Origin of the sequence: Bacteroides sp. AM32-11AC (assembly GCF_003603515.1) — a bacterium.
Taxonomy (GTDB): Bacteria; Bacteroidota; Bacteroidia; order Bacteroidales; family Bacteroidaceae; genus Bacteroides; species Bacteroides uniformis.
In genome coordinates this window covers 136027-156139 of record NZ_QTNH01000011.1, presented here as the reverse complement: position 1 = coordinate 156139, position 20113 = coordinate 136027, and the positions used below count along the sequence as shown (strand labels likewise).

The following is a 20113-nucleotide window of genomic DNA, read 5'->3' as shown; positions in this document are numbered from 1 at the left end:
AAACTTTGACAATCGTAAGTCCGAAGAGGAGTCCGAAGGTAATCCATAATGCAGTCTTTGCGTATCTCTTCATGAACCGTCTTTTTTAAGTTTGTTATATCGTTCTGTTATTTCTTCTATACTGATGCCGAGCAGCTCCATGCTGCGGAACATGTTGGCAAGCTGGTTTTCAAAAAACTCTTTCTTCTGTATTCGCATCACTTTCTTCACCGCATCTTTGGAGAGGTAGAACCCCATTCCCCGTTCCGGGTAGATGATGCCCTCTGCCTGGAGGTATTCATAGGCCTTCAACACGGTACGCGAGTTCACTGCCAGTTGTGTGGAGAGCTCCCTCACGGATACCACCCGCTCTTCTGCCCGCCATTCGCGGGTGAGAATCTTGCTGAAACAGAAATCTACAATCTGCTGGTATATCGGTTTGTTGGTCTTGAAGTCCATAGGCTACAGTTGTTTTTCTTTGAGCAGGAAGTAGCTCGATACCCATGAACCGAGCAGCACACTGATGGGAGCCGCATAATTGCAGAAAGTCACGATGGCTTGTGCACCGGCCGACAACGGATAGTTGGTGTTGGGCCATGTGGCAATGTTGTCTATCCAGTATCCGTCCGCTCTGGCTTCGGGCATGAGGGAGGCCACAAAAGTTACAATTCCTATGCAGACGGCAATGGAGCCTACAAAGATGGTGAAACTTTTCAGCAGGACTTGCCGACTGAAGGCGAAGTAGCCGATGAAGGCGGAAGCATGCAGGATTACATAGGTCAGTATCTGGGTGTTGTGTATCCGGTACATCGTGATGTGCGTTGCAAAATACTGCAGGAACTCGCTGCCGCTTAAGGACAGCAGACCTTTGAGGCAGGCTATCAGCAGACTGCAGAATAGGGGAAGCAGCAGCAGGTATTTTATCCAGATATGCAGGAACTTCTCGAATGCCGATGTCGGCAGCAGTATATCGAGAGTGGAGCTGCGTTTGCTGAATTTTGTTTCCAGCAGGCAGGGGGCCATGAGGATAAACCATAGTATGTAGCGGGAGAATTCGGTGGCAGAGGTATGTTTGCCGTAATAACTTCCACCGCGGTTTATGTCGTAGAGGATGCATAGGATGCAGATGAACGATACGACGGCTGCCGACCAAAGCAGGTGCCTGCCGGTCTCATTCCTTTTATATTGTTCCAGTAGCAGGAAGCGTTTCAGATTAAAAGTTGCGTTCATAGTTCTGTTTGTATGATGGATTTTCATTGAAACATGCTCTGTATCTTTTCCGGTTGTTGCAACACCGCTTTATACAGCAGCTCGATGTCCGGTGTGTTCTCTTCTCCGTCCTCGTTGGGGAGAATGGAGAAATGGCCTGCCAAGTCTTGTTCGCTGTAGATGCTTTCTGCCGGCAGAATGTCCGTACGGGCAAAGAGAAGCCGGTTACTGATTTCGTCCAGCGAACGGTTCAGTAATATTTCGCCTTTGCCAAGGATGACGAGATGGTCCAGCAGATTCTCGAAGTCGTGCGCCTGATGGGTGGAGATGAGCAGCGTGCTTTCATCGTCCATGCTGCGGCTGATGATACGTTTCAAGGCTTGGCGGGAGGTGATGTCTAGCCCGTTTGTCGGTTCGTCGAGCAGGATGTATGGAGTATGCAGGGCAAAGGCGTATGCCAGCATTGCCTTCTTCTGTTGTCCGTAGGAGACGGAAGAGAGTTTTTGTTTCCGGTTGATTTTCAGCTCTTCCAGGTTCAGCTCGAATTCTTCCTGATTGAAATGTGGATAGAATACGGAATGGCGTGCAGCGAAGCTGACGATACTCTCGGTTGGCATCTGCATCTCTTCGGGCAGGAAGAAGTAACGGGCCAACCCTTCGGGCTGTCTCTCCGCCGTGTTTCTTCCGTCTATGCTGCACTTTCCGTTTTTGGGGAAGAGTAGTCCGCAGATGAGATGCATCAGCGTCGTTTTGCCTACGCCGTTTTCTCCCAGAAGTCCATATATGCCGTTTCCTATTTCCAAAGATATGTTGTTGAAAATAAGTGGATTGGACTTGTAACCGTAGCTCGTATTCTCTATCGTTATCATAATTTTATTAGTGTTGCACTGATGTACAACACTGCAAACGTAGGGTAAGTTATGGAGAAAAGCAAGGGGGAGAGATACTTATTAACTTCTTTTAGCGGTTGTGCGCTTGCCGTTTGCTTACAGTATCTTCACCAGTATGTCCCATACAGCCACCATGTGGCAGGCTGAACCGCCCAATACAAAGAAATGGAAAACCGAATGCATGTACCGTGCCTTGCGCAAGGAGTAGAAGGCGGCTCCCGTGATGTAGCATACCCCCTCGGCAATAATCCAGTAGCAGGCTGTGGGGGAGAGGGCGAAAAGCTGCTTGAATACTACCAGTACGGACAGCCCCATCAGGATGTAACACACTGTTTCCACGTAACTGTGCTCCTCCATCTTGCGGAAGCTGACAACAGTGCCGATGATGGCGTATAGCCAGACGAAGCCGAAAAGTTCCCATCCCCAACCGCCGTCCTCTCTCAATGCAATGAGCGTGATGGGGGAGTAACTGCCTGCAATGTGCCAATAGATGGCCGCATGGTCCCAATGCCGCAAGCGCCGTTTCCACGGATTATGATGTTTCAGGGAGTGGTAGAGTGTGGAGGCAAGATATGAACCGCCCATGCCGAACAGATAGAGCCATACGCCGCATGCTGCCCAAAGATTCTGCGCCTGGTAGCATTTTATCAGGAATAGTGTACTTACAATTACTCCCATGGCAATGCCGATGCCATGGGAGATGGAATTGATGGTTTCTTCTTTTTTACTATAAAATAGTCCGTTACGCTTTCTTTTCATCAGTCGAAGCATCCATAGCATGTGGGCAACAGTTTACGGTCTCCCAACGTGTTGTCTACGCGTGCCACGTTCACCCAGAACTTGTTTTCGCGCACGCTTTCTATCGGGTAGGCTGCCTTTTGGCGGGTATAGCTGTGCTCCCATGTGTCGGCTACCACTTCGTATTCGGGATGCGGGGCATTCACCAGCACGTTGTCCGTCTTGTCGACTTCGCCGTTCTTCACCTCTTGAATCTCGTCCCAGATGGTCAGCATCACGTGGACAAAGTTGTCGAGTTCGGCAAGGCTTTCGCTCTCCGTCGGTTCAATCATCAGTGTGCCGTGTACCGGGAAGGAGAGGGTAGGGGCATGATATCCATAATCCATCAGGCGCTTGGCGATGTCGTTTTCGCTGATGCCCGTCTCTTCGTGCACCTTACGGCATTCCAATATCATTTCGTGTCCTACGAAGCCGGTAGCACCGCGGTAAACGATGCCGTATGTATCCTTGAGGCAGGCTGCCAGGTAGTTGGCGCTGAGGATGGCTATCTTTGTGGCCCGTGTCAGCCCTTCTGTTCCCATCATGCGGATATAGCCGTAAGTAATGGGGAGGATACCTGCACTGCCGAAAGGAGCTCCGGACACCTGGTTGGCGGCATTGCCGAACAATTTGTGTCCCGGAAGGAACGGAACCAGATGCTCTGCCACGCAGATGGGACCTACGCCCGGTCCGCCGCCACCGTGAGGAGAGGCGAACGTTTTGTGCAGATTCAAATGGCAGACATCCGCACCGATAAAGCCGGGATTCGTCAAGCCTACTTGGGCATTCATATTGGCGCCGTCCATATATACCTGCGCACCGCAGGCGTGTATAATGTGGCAGATTTCCACAATTTCCGTTTCAAAGATACCGTGTGTGGAAGGGTAGGTGATCATTAGGGCGGCGAGGTCCGCCTTGTTTTCTTCCGCTTTGGCGCGCAGGTCGGCCATATCCACATTGCCTTGTGCGTCGCAGGCGCAGGTCACGGTGGTAAAGCCTGCCTGGATGGCAGATGCCGGGTTGGTGCCGTGTGCGGATGCAGGTATCAGTATTTTATTGCGGTGCCCTTGTCCTATACTTTCCAGATAGGCGCGGATGACGCGGAGTCCTGCATATTCGCCTGCCGCACCGGAGTTGGGTTGCAGGCTGACACCGGCAAAGCCGGTAATTATCTTCAGCTCTTCACTGAGGTTGCTTATCAGTTCGCGGTAACCTTCGGCCTGGTCCTCGGGCACCAGGGGATGCATGTTCATGAATTCCGGACGGCTGAGCGGCAGCATCTCTGCGGCAGCGTTCAGCTTCATGGTGCACGAGCCGAGGGAAATCATGGAGTGTGCCAGTGAGATGTCCTTGCGGTCGAGACGCTTGATGTAGCGCATCATCTCCGTTTCCGTATGGTATTTGTTGAATACTTCATGTGTCAGATAGGTGCTTTGGCGTTTCATCTCCGCGCTGATGCTGCTTGCCATGGGTACGTCGCTTGCCTTTTCCCAATCCCTTCCGGCGGCAATGGCAAAGATGGAGAGCAGTACGTTGACGGCAGTGATGTCCGTAGTCTCATCGATGCTCATACCTACGTCCCCATTCTTGAAATAACGCAGGTTCACTTCCTTGCTCAAGGCGATGGTACGTATCTGCTGTGCCGAAATGGTGTCGGGCAGTGCAAAGCGGAGCGTGTCGAAATATTGTGCATTGACCTGCTTGTACCCCAGTCTGTTGATACTTTCTTCCAGGAATACGGCAATGCTGTGGATGCGTTCTGCAATGGTGCGGATGCCTTCCGGACCATGATATACGGCATAGAATCCTGCCATTGTAGCCAGTAGTGCCTGCGCGGTACAGATGTTGGAAGTCGCCTTTTCACGCTTGATATGTTGCTCGCGGGTTTGCAGCGCCATGCGGTAGCACAGCTTGCCGTATTTGTCTTTCGACCAGCCGATGATGCGTCCCGGCATATTGCGCTTGTACTCGTCGCGGGTGGCAAAGTAGGCTGCCGACGGCCCACCGTAGAACATCGGTGTACCGAGCCGTTGTGTGGTTCCGAAGACGATGTCAGCCCCCCATTCTCCCGGAGGGGTGAGCAGGGCGAGACTCAGAATGTCGGCGGCAACGGCCACTTTGCAGTTGGCTGCATGGGCTTTTTCCACGAAGGCGCGATAATCTTCCACGTTGCCGGCGGCGTTGGGATATTGCAGTACGCAGGCGAAGATGTCCGGCGTGAATTCCATTTCATGGTATTTTCCTATACGCAGCTCGATACCTTGCGGAATGGCGCGGGTAGTCATTACCGCCAGTGTCTGCGGGAAGACGGCTTCGTCTACAAATACCACGTTGGCACCCGATTTCTGCATGTCGCGCGGACGCAGGGCGTACATCATCGTCACGGCTTCGGCTGCGGCAGTCGCTTCGTCCAGCAGGGAGCAGTTGGCAAGGGGCATGCCGGTGAGGTCACATACGGCAGTCTGGAAGTTCATTAGGGCTTCCAGGCGTCCTTGTGAGACTTCGGTCTGATAGGGGGTATAGGAAGTGTACCAAACGGGGTTCTCGAATACATTCCGTTGGATAACGGCAGGAGTGATGGTATTGTACCATCCCATACCGATATAGGTTGTGTAAAGTTTGTTTTTGGCAGCCAGCCCTGTAATGTGCTGTCCGAATTCATACTCCGTCATTGTCTTGGGCAGAGCCAGCGGTTCTTTCAGGCGGATGTTGGCAGGAATGGTTTTATCAATCAGCTCGTCCAGGCTTTTCACTCCTATTTTTTGGAGCATCTTCTCCTCGTCTTTTTCGCTGATGCCGATGTGGCGGTAGGCCAATAGGTCGTTTTTCATGGCTGTAATGATTTAAAAGTTTGCTGTATATTTACCGGAAGAACGGATTCTCCGCTTTTTCTATTCCTATGGTAGTCGGTGCTCCGTGTCCGGGATAGACAATCGTGTCGTTGGGCAGGATGAACAGACGGCTGCAAATATGCTCTATCAGTTCGTCGAAGTTGCCGCCGGCAAGGTCGGCACGGCCGATGCTGCCTTGAAACAGCACATCCCCCGAGAACATGCAGTGGTCTGCCGCGCAATAGTACACCAGGCTGCCTGGCGAGTGTCCCGGCACATGGATGGCTTCCAGTTCTGTATTGCCGAAGGTGATGATGTCTCCATCGTGCAGATAAGTGCCCAGGGGCACGGGGGCTTCCTGCAGTTGGAAGCCGAACATGCGGCTTTGTTTCGGCGCTTCGTCAATCCAGAACTCATCGGCCTGGTTGGCTTCGGCCTTCAGACCGAACTCTTTCAGCATGAAAGGATTGCCGAAGATATGGTCCAGATGCAGATGGGTATTCAGCAGATGTTTCACATTCAGCCCATTCTTGATGATGAAGTTTTTCAAGGCCTGCTTTTCTTCCTCATAAAAACAGCCCGGGTCAATGACGACCGCTTCATTGGTTTCGTCCCAAAGCACATAACAGTTCTCCGGGAACATATTAAATTCGAATCTCTTTATTTTCATATTATGTATTTAGATTTATCCCCCTACATATACTACTTTCTTTGTCTCGAAGAACTCCTCTTCAAAGAACTCCTTCAAGTCCCACAACGTGGTCTTGTTCTTGACGGGCATGGTTTCGTTTCCCAATTCGCCCCCCTTGAGGCAAATCAGTCCGTTGGGCAATGCATTCTGCTGTTTGGAGGAGATGTTCTTGCGGATAATCTTCAGTAGGTCTGTCAGCGGCATCACGGCACGGCTCACCACAAAGTCGAACTTCCCTTTTTCCTCTTCTGCGCGGGCATGGCGGAAGGTGATGTTTTTCAGCCCGATGCTGTTGGCTATTTCGGAGGCTACGCGTACTTTCTTTCCGATGCTGTCCACCAGATGGAATTGTACTTCGGGGAAAAGGATGGCAAGCGGGATTCCCGGAAAGCCTCCTCCCGTGCCGAGGTCCATAATTTGTGTCCCCGGTCTGAACCTGATTACCTTGGCTATGCCCAGAGAGTGCAGCACATGGTGTTCGTACAAGTTCTCTATATCTTTGCGTGAAATGACATTAATCTTAGAGTTCCAGTCCAGATAGAGGTCGTAGAGTGCGGCAAACTGCCGTTTCTGTTCTTCCGTCAGGTCCGGGAAATATTTGAGTATTAAATCCATTGTGAATTTTATGTTGATAGACAATTGATTACAGTTCCTATTCGCCGTCTGTTTTTATAGCGCTGCTCAATACAATGAATTTACCGTTCATCAGAGGGGCTATGTCCTCATAAGACAACGTGATTTTGGTTGCTCCCATTACGTATGGGGCAATTTCATATACATTATAATAGAAGGTGATTCCCGTTGGGTCCAGGTAGAAATTCTCGATGGGCTCCAGATCGCCGGTGGTGGCGTAGCCCATGTCCTCCAGCTCTTGGCGGGTGCTGACGTTGTTGTCTGCCATCAGCTGTTTCCAAAGCAAGTCGGTCAGCGCTTCCTTATAGTCGCCTTCAAAGAGGTCGTCCAGGCGGATGGGGCTTAGGGTCTTTAGGTCGAGGTTGAGGAAGGTGGACATATAGATGCCGTGTGCGCCGCCGGTATATTCGTTGTAATCTATACGGTAGGTCAGTATCAAGGTATTGCACAACTGCACATGGCTTTCGATTCCTTTATAATAGGAATACCAAGCTCCTATGCTTTCTTCGTCCTCCTTGTCCTGCTCATCCTTTTTGTACATCGGCTCCAGGTCATTGCGGTAGTCGCTGACATATTTCTCCGTATATTTCTTGACAGCTTCTTCGGGTGTCATCGCCATGTACTTGTCGCCGAAGCAGGCGGAGAGGAAGAAGGCGTTCAGACTGTCTTTCAGCCTCACGTCGGATGACTGGCTGGCGTAGGCAAAGTTGAGGATGAGGTTGCAGGCCGGCTTGGCTGTGTCTCCGAAGAGATGTACGGTTTCGTTTACTTGTATACTGTCGAACTCCAACGCGTATGCGTTTTTGTTCACGGTGTTACCGCAGGAAAAGAAAAAGCCGCTTGCCGCAAGCAGAAGGACAAGTAGGCTGACAGTTTGCTTTTTCATATTGAATTTCGTTTATAAATCAACATATCAATCAAAAAACTTTATCGACAAATATAGAACTTATTAACGAACTGCACACATAAAAAAGGAAAAATTAATTCCGGCAAACGGTTAAAACTTTCTATCTTTGCAGCGCTTATGAAGGAACTCCGTTACATACTGGCTGTACTCTTTTCCTCCCTTATCATTATAAGCGGAGTGGGGATTTCTGTAGTTCAGTATTGCTGTGCCGGATGCGAGACGACGCAAAGCTGCTGCACTTCCGGCTGTTCCAAATGCCATAATACACATCGTGCCTCACGGCAAACATGCAAGGATACCGGCTGTACAGCCGTCTACTACAAGGTGGATTTCGTGAAGCATGCACACGAGTCTGTTTCGTTCGTGCCATTCCTTACACTGTTTTGCGAGCAACTGCCGCTGTTTGATCACTCCTTGCCGCAGGTGGCTTGTACTCCGAGAGTTGTTTCAGGAGCACCGCCATATGTCGTCGGCTCGCGTCATTATGTGGCGCTCTATTCCACGCTTCTCATTTAGTGTTGTTTTATACGGGGCAATGACCTGGATTGCCCGGAGGGAACTGTTTGTTTTTTAATCACTTCTTTAAGTATAAAACAGAAATGAAATATAGTTTGATAGCCATTCTTCTGTTCTCTTTCACCGCCTTGCAGGCGCAGGTAAAGGGAACGGTAAAGGATAATTTGGGCGACCCGATTGCGGGTGCCAACCTCTTCTGGCAGGGAACCACTCAAGGAACCACCACTTCGGCGGACGGTACCTTCTCCTTGTCCAAACCCAATGACAAGCATATGCTTGTAGTCAGCTTTATCGGTTTTGAGAATGATACGATACACGTAAGTAACCGCAATGAGACGCTCGACATTGTCTTGCGCGAAGGGGTGGAACTGAGCGAGGTGAATGTGGTCAGCCGTAAGTTGGGCACCATGAAGCTGCGCAACAGTGTGATGAATGAAGATATGATAAGCAGCGCCGAGCTGAGCCGTGCCGCTTGCTGTAATTTGGGAGAGAGTTTTGTGACTAATCCCTCGGTGGACGTCACTTACTCTGACGCCGCCACCGGTGCCAAGCAAATCAAGCTTCTCGGCTTGTCCGGTACGTATGTGCAGATGATGACGGAGAATATCCCCAACTACCGCGGCTCTGCCGCCCCCTACGGACTGGGTTATGTACCCGGGCCATGGATGCAGAGTATTCAGGTGAGCAAGGGCAGTTCGTCCGTGAAGAACGGCTATGAGGCCATCACGGGACAAATCAATGTGGAATTCAAGAAACCCCAGTTGCCCGAAGCCGACTGGTTCTCCGCCAATCTCTTTGCCAGCAGTACTAACCGTTATGAAGCCAATGCCGATGCCACGGTGAAACTCTCCAAACGTTGGAGCACCTCTTTGCTGGCGCATTACGAGAATGAGACCAAAGCTCACGACAGCAACGACGACGGCTTTGCCGACATCCCCCGTGTGGAGCAGTACAACCTCTGGAACCGCTGGGCATACATGGGCGACCGTTACGTCTTCCAGGCAGGCATCAAAGTGCTTACAGAAGACCGCAACAGCGGGCAAGTCAGCCATGGCAAAACGTCCCTGGCAGACCCTTATAAGATAAGTATAGGTACCGACCGCTACGAAGCTTTCACCAAGAACGCCTATATATTCAACAAGGAGAAGAATACCAACCTGGCATTGATTCTCTCCGGCTCCCTGCACAAGCAGGATGCCTTGTACGGACGGAAAATCTACGATGTGGACCAGCACAACGCTTATGCCTCCTTGCTGTTCGAGACGGAACTGACCAAGCGTCAAAGCCTTTCTGCCGGACTGAGCTTCAACTATGACTCCTACGACCAGCACTACCGCCTGGACAATGACGCCGCACAGCCTTTGACGAAGAAATTCACCAAAGAAGCCGTCCCCGGCGCCTACGTGCAGTACACCTACAACTGGGACGATAAACTGGTGCTGATGGGCGGTATCCGCGGCGACCATAGCAGTGAGTACGGCTATTTCGTCACTCCGCGTTTCCATGTGAAGTACAATCCCAACGAGTATGTACATTTCCGTCTTTCGGCAGGAAAGGGATACCGCACGAACCATGTGCTGGCCGAGAATAACTACCTGCTGGCAAGCAGCCGCCGGATAGACATCGCCAAACGTCTTGACCAGGATGAGGCCTGGAACTATGGCGCAAGCACTTCCGCCTATATTCCCTTGTTCGGCAAAACCTTGAACCTGAATGCGGAATACTATTACACGGATTTCAGCAAGCAGGTGGTGGTAGACATGGATACGGACCCGCATGCCGTTCTGTTCTACAACCTTCACGGCCGTTCCTATTCGCAGGTAGTGCAGGTGGAGGCAAGCTATCCGTTCTTCCCGGGTTTCACCTTTACCGCAGCTTACCGTTGGACGGATGCCAAGACGAATTACAACGGAGAGCTGATGGAGAAACCCCTTACCAGCAAGTATAAAGGTTTGCTGACGGCTTCTTATCAGACACCTTTGGGATTGTGGCAGTTTGATGTGACTTTGCAACTGAACGGTGGCGGGCGCATGCCGGCTCCATACGAACTGACAGACGGCAACTGGTCGTGGGAAAGGCGCTATGGCGGCTTCGAGCAGTTGAGTGCCCAGGTGACGCGCTATTTCCGTCGCTGGTCTATATACGTCGGTGGCGAGAACCTGACAAACTTCAAGCAGAAAAACCCCATCATCGATGCTTCCAATCCCTGGGGAAGCAACTTTGACGCTACGATGGTGTGGGGACCGATGCATGGGGCAAAAGCCTATGTAGGTGTCCGTTTTAACTTGCCGAGAATATAATATTATTTATTAAATCAATAGCAAAACAATGAAAACAAGAAGATTTTTAATGACTTTGGCAGTTGTACTCTTCTGTGCATCTGCCGCAATGGCAAAAGACATCCGTACAGCCGTGTTCAAGGTGGCACAGATGAAGTGTGAGAACTGTGTAAGGAAGATAAACAATAACATCCGTTTTGAGAAGGGACTGAAGGACTTCAACACAGACCTGAAGACAAAGACGGTAACCATCACGTATGATGCCGACAAGACCAATGTGGAAAAGTTGAAAAAAGGTTTCCAAAAGTTCCATTATGAAGCGGAGTTTGTCAAGGAAACCAAGCAGGACGATAAGAAGTAATTGAACAAATGGCTCATTCCGGTTGTTGCTTTATTAAAGCGGAACAACAACCATCTAAAAAATAAATCGAATGAGCAATATAATTACTAAGGCACATCCCGTGCCGGATATGCACAGCACGGGATTGCGCGTCGTCGGTGCATGGCTTTTTGCCATCGTGCTGATACTGTTTTCTACAGTCTTTGTGCATATACCCTATACCCGTGAAATACAGATGGTACTGGCAATTCCGGTACTGCTGTTTTTCGGCTTTCCTTTTTATACCGGTGCCTGGAAGGGGACCCGGTCGGGCCGCAACAATATAGACCGTCTGGTGGCGCTTACCACCTCTGTGGCTTTTCTGTTCAGTGTGTTCAATACTTTCTTCCCGGATTATTGGCTGGGCATCGGGCTGGAACCGCATGTCTATTATGGGGTTGCCGCCGTCATCATCGCCTTTTCCCTGACCGGCGAGTTTATGGAGGAACGTGCCCAGAGAACTGTGTCGGCGGCTATCCGCCGGTTGGGAGGCTGGCAGCATAACGCAGCCCGCGTACTGCCGGAGAAGCAACGCATTGACGACCGTGTTGCCGAGCTTTTTGTCCCGGTCATTCTCATCATTTCCCTGCTGACCTTTTTTATATGGGTGTTCTTCGGAGGCATAGATGTAGTGTCACACGGTCTGTTTGCCGCTTTGTCCGTATTGGTGGTGGCTTGTCCGTGTGTGGTAGGGCTGGCCACTCCAGTAGCTTTGGCGGCGGGCCTCAATAAAGCTGCCCGCAATCATATCCTAATTAGGGACACTTCCGCTTTAGAGCAGATGCGCAATGTGGATGTGGTGGTATTCGACAAGACCGGGACCCTGACAGAAGGACATCCTACGGTAATAGGCTGGCTGTGGGCGCAAGGGCAGGAGGAGCATTATAAAGATGTACTGCTTGCTGCCGAGTCTACTTCGGACCATCCTCTGGCAGAAGCAATCGTTACGGCCCTGGAAGGGGAGGAGCAGGTTATCCCTGCCCACCTGGACGGTTTTGAAAACATTACCGGAAAAGGTGTCAGAGTGGCCTATCAGGGTGCGGAATATTGGGTAGGAAGCCATAAACTGCTGAAAGATTATCAAGCCAATTTGTCGGATATCCTGGCCGATATGCTGACACAATATGAATCGGACGGAAACAGTATTGTCTACTTTGGGCGTGAGAACGATTTACTTGCCGTTATTGCCATCAAGGACCAGTTGCGGGTGACTTCTATGGAAGCTATCCGGGAACTGCGTATCCAGGACATCGAGATATGCATGCTTACGGGAGACGGTGAGCGTACAGCTTCTTCCGTGGCCGGCAGTTTGGGTATCATGCGTTTTGTGGCTGATGCCATGCCCGACGACAAAGAGGATTTCATCCATAAGCTGCAGCTTCAGGGTAAAACGGTCGCCATGGTAGGTGATGGCGTGAACGATGCGCAAGCCTTGAGCTGTGCTGATGTAAGCATTGCCATGGGAAAGGGGACCGATACGTTGATGGACACCGCCATGATTACTCTCAGGACTTCAGACCTGCTGCTGTTGCCCAAAGTTTTCCGGTTGTCTCGCCAGACTGTGAGCCTCATGTACCGGAATCTGTTCTGGGCTTTCATCTATAATACAGTGGGTATCTTTGTCGCGGCCGGAGTACTCTATCCCGTCTATGACATCCTGCTGAGTCCTGCGCTGGCAGGTGCTGCCATGGCTCTTTCCTGTGTATCCGTGGCTTTGAGCAGCCTTCGTCTGAGTTCCAGGTTCTGACGGCTGTATTCTCAGCTGTTCCTATACTCCAGCGGACTCATGCCCATGTGCCTCTTGAAGTATTTTCCAAAGAAGGAAGCACTGGGGAAGTTCAGGGAATAGGCAATCTCCTGAATGGTCATGTTGGTTGATTTCAGCTTGGCTTTCACGTCTACGATGACGACGTGGGCGATGATGTCCAATACATTTCTGCCGGTCACCTGCCTCACGGTGGTGCTGAGGTGTTGCAGGGAGATGCCCAGTTTGTCGGCATAGAATTGCGCGCGGCGTTCGCGGGTATAGTTTTCGATGACGAGCTGCACCAGTTCGCGGCATATTTCCTCTTTCCGGCTCTTGTTCCCTTTTTGCATCTGCGGACGGTGGCAATACATTCTGTCTATGCCGCTGAGGAGCAAGTTCAATGTGCTTTGAGCCATTTTTGTATCGGGAGGATAGGGACCGGTCGTGATGCGTGCCCATAAGGCAAAATAGTCCTTGAAATAGGAGGCGACGGTAGGGTTGACAGCCAGTACCGGATACTCCAGTATGTTGGAGAAGGAGCTCAATGTAGACTGGATGAGGTTGACTCCATTGAGGCAATGGGAAGAAAACCCCACGAATCCCAGGCACACTTTTTCCTTTTGTTCGTAAAACTGTATGATGGTTCCGGGAAGCAGGGTGATAAAATCCCCTTGCTTGATTTCCGTATCCATCAAGTTGATGGATACCGTGATGGAACCTTCTATGCATAGTGCAAAGATGCATGCTTTCAGGCGGCACGACTGTTTGTATATGTTTAGAATGTCTTCCGTTACTTCAGTCCATGCAATCATGTCTACTGGCAGGTCGACTTGAGGAAATTCCATACGCTTTGTCGTTTAGAGTTCGCACAAAGGTAATTCTTTTCCGGGAAAAAGTAACGGAAGACATTCTGTTTTTAAAATGAAATGTTCTTTTTTTAAAATGTAACGTCCATCTTTACGACGAAAGTACGTGGCGCGCCCACTGCCATGGGACGATAGCTGTACTCCTTGTTCAGCAGGTTGTTTATCATGAACTGGAAAGCTACTTCCTTGGTGGCTTTCACCCCGAAGCGCATGTCCACTGTGGCATAGTCCGTATTATGCTTTTTCCAATAGGATGCCAGGGTTTCCCCGTTGGACGAGCCGAAGAGGATGCCGCGCACGTAGTCCAGCAGGTCAGGTTCACTTTTGCTGCGTTCGTCCAGCATAATATAGTCCACGGCAAGTATCTTGCTTTTCCAGTTTACGTTGGCACCTATGTTGATGCGTTTCCACTGAAAGTCCAGCGTGGCCTTGAAACTGTGTTTCGGACGATATTTCAAGTACTTGCCGTCATTGCTTTTCTCCTTCATCTGAAGCGGGTCGGTATAGGTGTTCTCCAGGGCATTGCGTTTCTTGTAGTCGGCATCCCTCGGTTCGGTATATACATATCCCAGGTTATAGAGCAGCTTGGCGTTTTTGTTGAAGGTGTACATGCCGTTGGTGCTGATTTCCATTCCATAAATCTGTGCTTTGGACACGTTGTGGAACTGTGCCCCGATGCCGAAACCCTTGCCGTTCTTCAGCATTTGTATGGCGTCTGTAACGCTGTTTATCATGCTCAGGTCCGCATTGTTGAATAGGCCGAACTGGAATTCCACCATATCCTTGTATTGGGTATAGAAAGCGGCGACATCTGCAAATCCTTGTAAATTGCCTGCCTTGTACCCTTGCTTGAATCCCAGCTCGGCATTGAATCCTTTTTCCGGCTGTACGTTGTAGTTGGGATATACACCTACACCTCCGATGTCTTTGCGAAGGTATTTCTCGGTGATGGAGGGATTACGGTAACCCTGGCCGAAGCTGGCACGCAGGAAGCTGTAATCGGCTAGCTGGTAGTTCAGCCCGGCACGGAACACGGGGCGGAAAGGAATCTTGCTCCCGAAAACCTTTGTGTCGGCTTCCCGGTAGTGCTTGTCTATCCGGTAGTATTCGGCACGTACACCGGCCGATACGCTGAGGCGGTCCCAGAAGCGCTGGTCGTATTGCATATAGGCGGCAACATTGTCACTTTGATGTACTTCTTCCGTTTCGCCGGAGAAGGTGCGGATATGTTCGTAAGTCAGACCCGTGGTGATTTGTGCGCCGCCGTCCCATTTCTTGTTGAACTGATAGTCCAGATAATAGTCGTAATTCTTGTCCGTCCGTGTTGGTGATTGATTGCGCTTCGGATTGAGTACACCGGATAGCCAGGGAACCAGGTCGCTGGGTAGTTTCCCTTCAAGCAGTCCTCCCATGTCAGACGGCAGGCCGTTGCTCATTACCCAAGAGATGAGGTCGCAATAGTCGGCAGTGGTGGCATTGGGGAATATGTTGTCCAGAGAGCCGAAGACACCGTCCATCAAATCACTCAGCTTGTCGCTTCCCAGCCATTTGATAACTCCGGTCATCAGTGGCTGGAGGGCTGTGTAGTCTCCATTGGCAATGTTCTGGATGACTTGTGCGTCGGTGCCCATGTTGCCCAGAATATCCGTAATGGAGGCGGATTGTGTAGGGCGTACCACATTGTCCGCACTGTAGTAGAAACGGCCCTTTACTTTGTGTGAAGTACCTCTTTCAGGATTGGTGAAGTTGAAGAAAGGGTCAATGCGGAAGTTGTTGGACTCACGTCCCATATTAGTAAAGGGAGAGGGGCGGTAGGCCTCGCCGGGCGAGCGCCAGATGAAGAAATCCCCGTACTTGTTGGAAAGGAAATCCACGTTGAAACCGTAGTTCATCAGTTTCATACCCATATCCGGCTGATAGTAGGTGAGGTTTCCGTTGATGTGGAAACGTTTGTTGTAACCTTGTTGGCGGTAGCCCTCGTCGGTAAAGAGATTCAGTCCGCCGCTGACGTCAAAGTTACCGATGCGGCGGGAGTGGGTGAGGTCGAAACCTTCGTAGAGCGGATTGCGTACACCGCTGAAAAGGCTGTTGCGCAACAAGGGCTTTACCGGATATTTGTCCTCTTTCCAGAAAGATTTGTCACTCCATTGGTAATCGCTGTTGTCGGGGTCGTCATAGATTCCTACATAGGCACTGAAACGGGTCTGAGGGGTCAGTCCCGGCCGTGCGGTGCGTATGTTGATGATGCCGTTCAGGGCCGACGAACCATAGAGCACGCTGGAGGCTCCTTTGATGACCTCTACCTGCTGCACATTTTCCAGAGGTACGCTGTTCCAGTTGATGACTCCGTTTTGGGGGCTGAGCACGCTCATCCCGTCTACCAGTACCAGGCTGCGGGCACCTACGCTGTAAGTCCAGCCGCCACCGCCTCGAATGCTGGGTTGCTTGTCGATGATATCGACCCCCGGAATGGTCTGCAGTGTCGAGGTGATGTCTGTGGGAGCCTGGCGGGCAATGTCACTGGCCTTTATCAAATCCATGGAGACCGTCACATCGCTCAGCTTCTGTTCAAACCGTCCGGCCGAGACCACGACATCTTCCAGCAGGTTGGTGCTTTCCTTCATGTACACGTCTTTCTGCATAATGTCTCCTTTGCTGATGACGATGGGCATTGGCACATCCTCATATCCCACGTAGCTGAATACCAAATCTACACCTCCCGCCGGCAGGTGTACTTCGTATGCACCGTTTATGTCGGTCACTACGCCTTGCGTGTCTTTCAGCTTGTAGGTGACCGATGCCCCTGCAAGCGGTTCATTGGTCGTTGCATCATATACGTGCCCCTTCAATATCTGTGCAGATATGGAAAAGCTGAACAGTAACGCTGCGAATAGCGTTATTAGAATTCTTTTTTTCATAAGTCTGTCTTTTTGTGAATAGTTATATCAGAATGTTTGCAAAGTACGTGAGATATTATCAGATTATCAAGGTGTATTTTTATGAATAGATGCTACATATTTAAGATAAATTCGGGGAGTGAATTCAAAAAAGTGCTATATTTGCTTGCATGAAACTGGAAATATCAGATTGGAACATGATTCCTTATGCCGGGGCATGGAGCCGGCAGACGGAATGGTTTGACGCACTTGTACACGCCAAGCAGGCAGGAGAGTGCTATGTCAATCATATTGTGCTCTGCGAGCATCCCCATGTCTATACATTGGGGCGTAGCGGGAAAGAAAGGAATATGCTGCTGGGAGAAGAACAACTGCGCAGGATAGGGGCTACGCTCTATCATATTGACCGTGGTGGAGACATTACGTATCATGGTCCGGGACAGTTGGTCTGTTATCCTATTCTGAACCTCGAGGACTTTTCTTTGGGGTTGAAGGAGTATGTGCATCTGCTGGAAGAGGCGGTAATTCGCGTTTGTGCTTCGTTTGGCATCGCTGCCGGACGCCTGGAGAAGGCAACGGGCGTATGGCTGGAGGGCGATACTCCCCGTGCCCGTAAGATTTGTGCCATCGGCGTGCGCAGCAGCCATTTTGTTACCATGCATGGGCTGGCACTGAATGTGAATACCGATTTACGTTATTTCAGCTATATCAATCCCTGCGGATTCATCGACAAGGGGGTCACTTCTTTGCAGAAAGAACTGGGACATGAAGTGCCGATGGAAGAGGTGAAGGAGTGTCTTTGCAAGGAGCTGGTAAATCTTTTGTCATGAACTATCTGGCACATGTATTCCTTTCCGGTCCGAACAGAAAAGTACAGTTGGGCAATTTTGTAGGCGATGCTGTAAAGGGAAGCTCCTATAAGAATTATCCGCCGGATATAGCCAAGGGTATTCAGCTTCACCGCGCTATTGACGACTATACCGACCGTCATCCGGCTGTCTGCGAGGTGGTACATAGGCTTCAACCTGAATTCGGACGCTATTCGGGGGTATTGCTGGATATTTATTTCGATTATTTGCTGGCTTCCCGTTTCGAGTCGTTCTCCGGAGTTTCCTTGAGGAGGTATACCCGGACTTTCTATCTTTCCCTCCTCATCAATTACCGCTATCTTCCGGTACGGTTCAAACGTTTCATCTGGCATTTTATCCTGACCGACCGTTTGCGGAAATACGCCACTCTGAACGGAATAAGAGAGTCTTTGAACATCATGGTGGAATATCATCATATTGATATATCCGTAGACAAGGCTATTCGTTACCTTGAAGAGCACGATGAGGAACTGTTTGCTGTGTTCCAGCCATTTTTTATTGAATTGCAGAGGTTTTGCACTGAATACCGGCATAATTATAAGGTACAGTTTTAAGGACGAAGAAGAAATTCATATCGTGTCGGCAAGGAATTAATTTCCTGCCGGCACGATATTTGTTTTTTGTATCACACGTTATTGATTTCCTGCATGACATGTTATTGATAGCTTGTGCCCTGTGGAATCAGCTTCCCGTACTCCGCTTCTCTCTTGCCAGTACCGAGATGATGTACCCTCCCTTGCTGTTCACCTTGCTCCAGTTCGTCCCATTGAATATTTTCCAGACGTAGTTTCCCAGCCTGCCGTAGTCCGATAACTTCAGTATCTTCCTGATTTCCTCCCGGTCGGTGATGTAGAGCTTTTCCAGATTCAGCATGAGGCATTCCAGGTTGTGCGTATTCCTGTTGTAGGCATATCCGGGAATGTCCAGATCAGGATTCCCCTGCGCTCCTCCGCTTTCCCCCGGGGGAGTAAGAGGGGGAAGTGCTTTACTTTCTTTTGCTTTACTTTCTTCTACTTTGCTTTGTTTGGAATTGTATGCATTTTCGGGGAAAATGTCCGCATCCTGCGTACAATTTTCCCGTTTTTGCGTACAAGTCTCGTCCTTGTTCGGTTTATCTTCCTCCGTCTCTACCAGCAGATAGGGTAGGGTGGTGAGGTCCCTTTTTCTTCTTTTGGTGGCTTCCAGCCATATTTTCTGTATCTCGGTAGAGGTCAGCACCCCTTGCTCCTTATAGGTTTTGGGGTCGAAAAAGGCTTTCTCCACCAGGATGTCCACGATTCCCTGCATCTCCTGCTCGTTGATGTCCTTTCCCGCCTTGTTTGTGAACAGTGTGCATTGCTCCGCGTTCCATTTCAGGTAATATCCGTTTTCCTTGTGTATCTTGCACAGCAGTTTCATTACCGCCGCCGTTCCTTTCAGTCCGAACCTGGCTTCCACCAGTTCCACTGCTATCTCTTCGAATAGATTTACTTTGAGGGGGAAGTATAGCATTCCCCCGTACATCATGGCCATTGTTTTTAGTGTTTAATGATTAGTGATTAATGGTTAATGGTTAGCATATGGGGCTCCATTCGAGGAAGTTTTCCAGCTGGAAGGTTTTCCATGCCTGCAGTTCCACGTCCCAAAAGGCTATGGTGCTTGTCACTCTTGTGATGTCATAATCTCTTCTGAAGTCTGCCTTGTAGGGCAGTAAGGTGGCTTTCGCCAGCCTGAATGTCCCGTCCTGCTTGTGGTAGGCTATGAGTGCGTGGCCGTATTGCATGTGGTCTATCAGGCTTTCTATCCGTCGGGCCATCCATGTGGCGCATGTTTCCGTGTAGTTCTTTTCCAGCATGATACGTATTTTCCATAGGTTTCTCAGTGCTTCGTGAAGTGAAGCGTTCTTTGTCGACTTTCTCATCTTGTTGTCTTTAAAATTAATAATTGTATTAGTTTGGCAGGAGGTACGCTTGTATATAAAAAAAGATGCCGCATTCGTTGAGAAAGCGGCATCTATAGGCGGTGTGGCTTCATCCTTACCAAAGTGGCGGCAAAGATAAGTGGTTTATTCCTTAAGTTGTTTATATTTAATTATTGTCAATAAGTTTCGTGGTTTCTGCCCTTTTTTGTTTTATTCCCTATATCTTTCCTGCTACCTTCATTTCCCGCCACACTTCACCGAACTCTTGTATTATAGTGTTTTCTGACAGTCTTTTATAGTCTGGCGTTCTAAAGTCGAAATGTGAGTATGCCCATTGTGCCAATGCCTTGTTGCTTGTCGGCTTTTCTTCTATAAAGTATCTTGATTTTTTCCATAGGATGATGTCTTTAATGACTTCTTTCCTATATTGTGGCAGTATTCCTATAACCTCCCCGCTTGAGGGACGTCCTACTCCTGCTTTAGGAGCTGATATGCCGTGCTTTACATCCGTTTTAAGGGTGTCTCTTTTTGTTTTTTTTCCTTACTTTGGAGTGTTTCTTTTGCCTTCATTTTCTAATGTTTTTGGGTTAATAATTAAAATTACTGTAGTTTGTAAAATAAATGCAAAGGTATATCAAGTTTTTTGTTTTTGTGGAGTAAGGATGGAGATAAAAAGCTGGGTTTTATCTTTATGATGGGTTAATGCGTTGATATATAAATGGAAATGACTTTGATTTGGAAGT

Annotated in this window: 18 protein-coding genes; 6 read left to right on the top strand and 12 right to left on the bottom strand. The window is 49.7% G+C overall.

Going from position 1 to position 20113, the window contains the following annotated elements; translation table 11 throughout:
• Positions 1 to 69: 69 nt before the first annotated feature.
• The 8 genes from DW800_RS13515 to DW800_RS13480 form a co-directional block, all read right to left on the bottom strand.
• Positions 70 to 438 (bottom strand): GntR family transcriptional regulator, encoded by a 369-nt coding sequence (locus tag DW800_RS13515; protein ID WP_118936640.1) that lies wholly within the window; start codon positions 436 to 438, stop codon positions 70 to 72.
• Positions 439 to 441: 3 nt separating this feature from the next.
• Positions 442 to 1236 carry a hypothetical protein gene (locus DW800_RS13510; RefSeq protein ID WP_117866113.1) on the bottom strand — a complete coding sequence of 265 codons (795 nt, stop codon included), beginning with the start codon at positions 1234 to 1236 and terminating at the stop codon, positions 442 to 444.
• On the bottom strand, positions 1233 to 2057 hold the full coding sequence (locus DW800_RS13505; RefSeq protein ID WP_117866112.1) for an ABC transporter ATP-binding protein: 825 nt from the start codon (positions 2055 to 2057) through the stop codon (positions 1233 to 1235). Before DW800_RS13505 ends, DW800_RS13510 begins: the two co-directional genes overlap by 4 nt.
• Before the next feature lie 117 nt (positions 2058 to 2174).
• Entirely contained in the window at positions 2175 to 2837 is a 663-nt protein-coding gene (gene trhA / locus DW800_RS13500) for a PAQR family membrane homeostasis protein TrhA (protein ID WP_243634917.1), read from the bottom strand.
• Positions 2837 to 5686, bottom strand: a complete 2850-nt coding sequence (gene gcvP, locus DW800_RS13495; protein ID WP_057253284.1) for an aminomethyl-transferring glycine dehydrogenase — start codon at positions 5684 to 5686, stop codon at positions 2837 to 2839. The genes trhA and gcvP overlap by 1 nt, the downstream gene beginning before the upstream one ends.
• A 31-nt stretch (positions 5687 to 5717) precedes the next feature.
• Positions 5718 to 6356: an MBL fold metallo-hydrolase gene (locus DW800_RS13490; RefSeq protein WP_005828155.1), complete on the bottom strand. Its 639-nt coding sequence runs from the start codon at positions 6354 to 6356 to the stop codon at positions 5718 to 5720.
• A 15-nt stretch (positions 6357 to 6371) separates the two neighbouring features.
• Entirely contained in the window at positions 6372 to 6992 is a 621-nt protein-coding gene (gene rsmG, locus DW800_RS13485) for a 16S rRNA (guanine(527)-N(7))-methyltransferase RsmG (RefSeq protein ID WP_005828157.1), read from the bottom strand.
• Between the two features lie 37 nt (positions 6993 to 7029).
• Positions 7030 to 7896 carry a DUF3298 and DUF4163 domain-containing protein gene (locus DW800_RS13480; protein WP_117990872.1) on the bottom strand — a complete coding sequence of 289 codons (867 nt, stop codon included), beginning with the start codon at positions 7894 to 7896 and terminating at the stop codon, positions 7030 to 7032.
• Positions 7897 to 8034: 138 nt separating this feature from the next.
• On the opposite strand from DW800_RS13480, the gene DW800_RS13475 reads away from it, so the two are divergent.
• From DW800_RS13475 to DW800_RS13460, 4 genes are all read left to right on the top strand, one after another.
• Positions 8035 to 8433: a hypothetical protein gene (locus DW800_RS13475; protein WP_119958132.1), complete on the top strand. Its 399-nt coding sequence runs from the start codon at positions 8035 to 8037 to the stop codon at positions 8431 to 8433.
• 83 nt (positions 8434 to 8516) lie between these two features.
• The gene (locus DW800_RS13470; protein WP_117880802.1) at positions 8517 to 10733 is read left to right on the top strand and encodes a TonB-dependent receptor domain-containing protein; all 2217 of its coding nucleotides are present in this window, start codon (positions 8517 to 8519) and stop codon (positions 10731 to 10733) included.
• A 28-nt stretch (positions 10734 to 10761) separates the two neighbouring features.
• Positions 10762 to 11073 (top strand): heavy-metal-associated domain-containing protein, encoded by a 312-nt coding sequence (locus DW800_RS13465; protein ID WP_057281258.1) that lies wholly within the window; start codon positions 10762 to 10764, stop codon positions 11071 to 11073.
• 70 nt (positions 11074 to 11143) lie between these two features.
• The gene (locus DW800_RS13460; RefSeq protein ID WP_119958131.1) at positions 11144 to 12838 is read left to right on the top strand and encodes a heavy metal translocating P-type ATPase; all 1695 of its coding nucleotides are present in this window, start codon (positions 11144 to 11146) and stop codon (positions 12836 to 12838) included.
• An 11-nt stretch (positions 12839 to 12849) separates the two neighbouring features.
• Here DW800_RS13460 and DW800_RS13455 read toward each other — a convergent pair whose 3' ends face one another.
• Positions 12850 to 13683, bottom strand: coding sequence for a helix-turn-helix domain-containing protein (locus DW800_RS13455; protein ID WP_005836344.1), 834 nt, complete (start codon positions 13681 to 13683; stop codon positions 12850 to 12852).
• A 92-nt stretch (positions 13684 to 13775) separates the two neighbouring features.
• Positions 13776 to 16622 (bottom strand): TonB-dependent receptor, encoded by a 2847-nt coding sequence (locus tag DW800_RS13450; RefSeq protein ID WP_008663188.1) that lies wholly within the window; start codon positions 16620 to 16622, stop codon positions 13776 to 13778.
• A gap of 137 nt (positions 16623 to 16759) precedes the next feature.
• Between DW800_RS13450 and lipB the strand changes: the two genes are divergently transcribed.
• Positions 16760 to 17431 carry a lipoyl(octanoyl) transferase LipB gene (gene lipB / locus DW800_RS13445; protein ID WP_227239111.1) on the top strand — a complete coding sequence of 224 codons (672 nt, stop codon included), beginning with the start codon at positions 16760 to 16762 and terminating at the stop codon, positions 17429 to 17431.
• A complete protein-coding gene (locus DW800_RS13440) occupies positions 17428 to 18024 on the top strand; it encodes an ACP phosphodiesterase (RefSeq protein ID WP_057281255.1) in 597 nt (198 codons plus the stop codon). Before lipB ends, DW800_RS13440 begins: the two co-directional genes overlap by 4 nt.
• A gap of 127 nt (positions 18025 to 18151) precedes the next feature.
• Here the strand turns inward: DW800_RS13440 and DW800_RS13435 are convergent, their stop codons facing one another.
• A complete protein-coding gene (locus DW800_RS13435) occupies positions 18152 to 18982 on the bottom strand; it encodes a DUF4373 domain-containing protein (protein WP_119958130.1) in 831 nt (276 codons plus the stop codon).
• A 40-nt stretch (positions 18983 to 19022) separates the two neighbouring features.
• Positions 19023 to 19370 (bottom strand): SH3 beta-barrel fold-containing protein, encoded by a 348-nt coding sequence (locus DW800_RS13430; protein WP_022401485.1) that lies wholly within the window; start codon positions 19368 to 19370, stop codon positions 19023 to 19025.
• Between the last annotated feature and the right edge of the window lie 743 nt (positions 19371 to 20113).

Bases quoted from the DNA above. Each gene is read 5' to 3' on its own strand.
- DW800_RS13515 (WP_118936640.1), bottom strand. From the start codon at position 438: ATGGACTTCAAGACCAACAAACCGATATACCAGCAGATTGTAGATTTC.
- DW800_RS13510 (WP_117866113.1), bottom strand. From the start codon at position 1,236: ATGAAAATCCATCATACAAACAGAACTATGAACGCAACTTTTAATCTG.
- DW800_RS13505 (WP_117866112.1), bottom strand. From the start codon at position 2,057: ATGATAACGATAGAGAATACGAGCTACGGTTACAAGTCCAATCCACTT.
- trhA (WP_243634917.1), bottom strand. From the start codon at position 2,837: ATGAAAAGAAAGCGTAACGGACTATTTTATAGTAAAAAAGAAGAAACC.
- gcvP (WP_057253284.1), bottom strand. From the start codon at position 5,686: ATGAAAAACGACCTATTGGCCTACCGCCACATCGGCATCAGCGAAAAA.
- DW800_RS13490 (WP_005828155.1), bottom strand. From the start codon at position 6,356: ATGAAAATAAAGAGATTCGAATTTAATATGTTCCCGGAGAACTGTTAT.
- rsmG (WP_005828157.1), bottom strand. From the start codon at position 6,992: ATGGATTTAATACTCAAATATTTCCCGGACCTGACGGAAGAACAGAAA.
- DW800_RS13480 (WP_117990872.1), bottom strand. From the start codon at position 7,896: ATGAAAAAGCAAACTGTCAGCCTACTTGTCCTTCTGCTTGCGGCAAGC.
- DW800_RS13475 (WP_119958132.1), top strand. From the start codon at position 8,035: ATGAAGGAACTCCGTTACATACTGGCTGTACTCTTTTCCTCCCTTATC.
- DW800_RS13470 (WP_117880802.1), top strand. From the start codon at position 8,517: ATGAAATATAGTTTGATAGCCATTCTTCTGTTCTCTTTCACCGCCTTG.
- DW800_RS13465 (WP_057281258.1), top strand. From the start codon at position 10,762: ATGAAAACAAGAAGATTTTTAATGACTTTGGCAGTTGTACTCTTCTGT.
- DW800_RS13460 (WP_119958131.1), top strand. From the start codon at position 11,144: ATGAGCAATATAATTACTAAGGCACATCCCGTGCCGGATATGCACAGC.
- DW800_RS13455 (WP_005836344.1), bottom strand. From the start codon at position 13,683: ATGGAATTTCCTCAAGTCGACCTGCCAGTAGACATGATTGCATGGACT.
- DW800_RS13450 (WP_008663188.1), bottom strand. From the start codon at position 16,622: ATGAAAAAAAGAATTCTAATAACGCTATTCGCAGCGTTACTGTTCAGC.
- DW800_RS13440 (WP_057281255.1), top strand. From the start codon at position 17,428: ATGAACTATCTGGCACATGTATTCCTTTCCGGTCCGAACAGAAAAGTA.
- DW800_RS13435 (WP_119958130.1), bottom strand. From the start codon at position 18,982: ATGGCCATGATGTACGGGGGAATGCTATACTTCCCCCTCAAAGTAAAT.
- DW800_RS13430 (WP_022401485.1), bottom strand. From the start codon at position 19,370: ATGAGAAAGTCGACAAAGAACGCTTCACTTCACGAAGCACTGAGAAAC.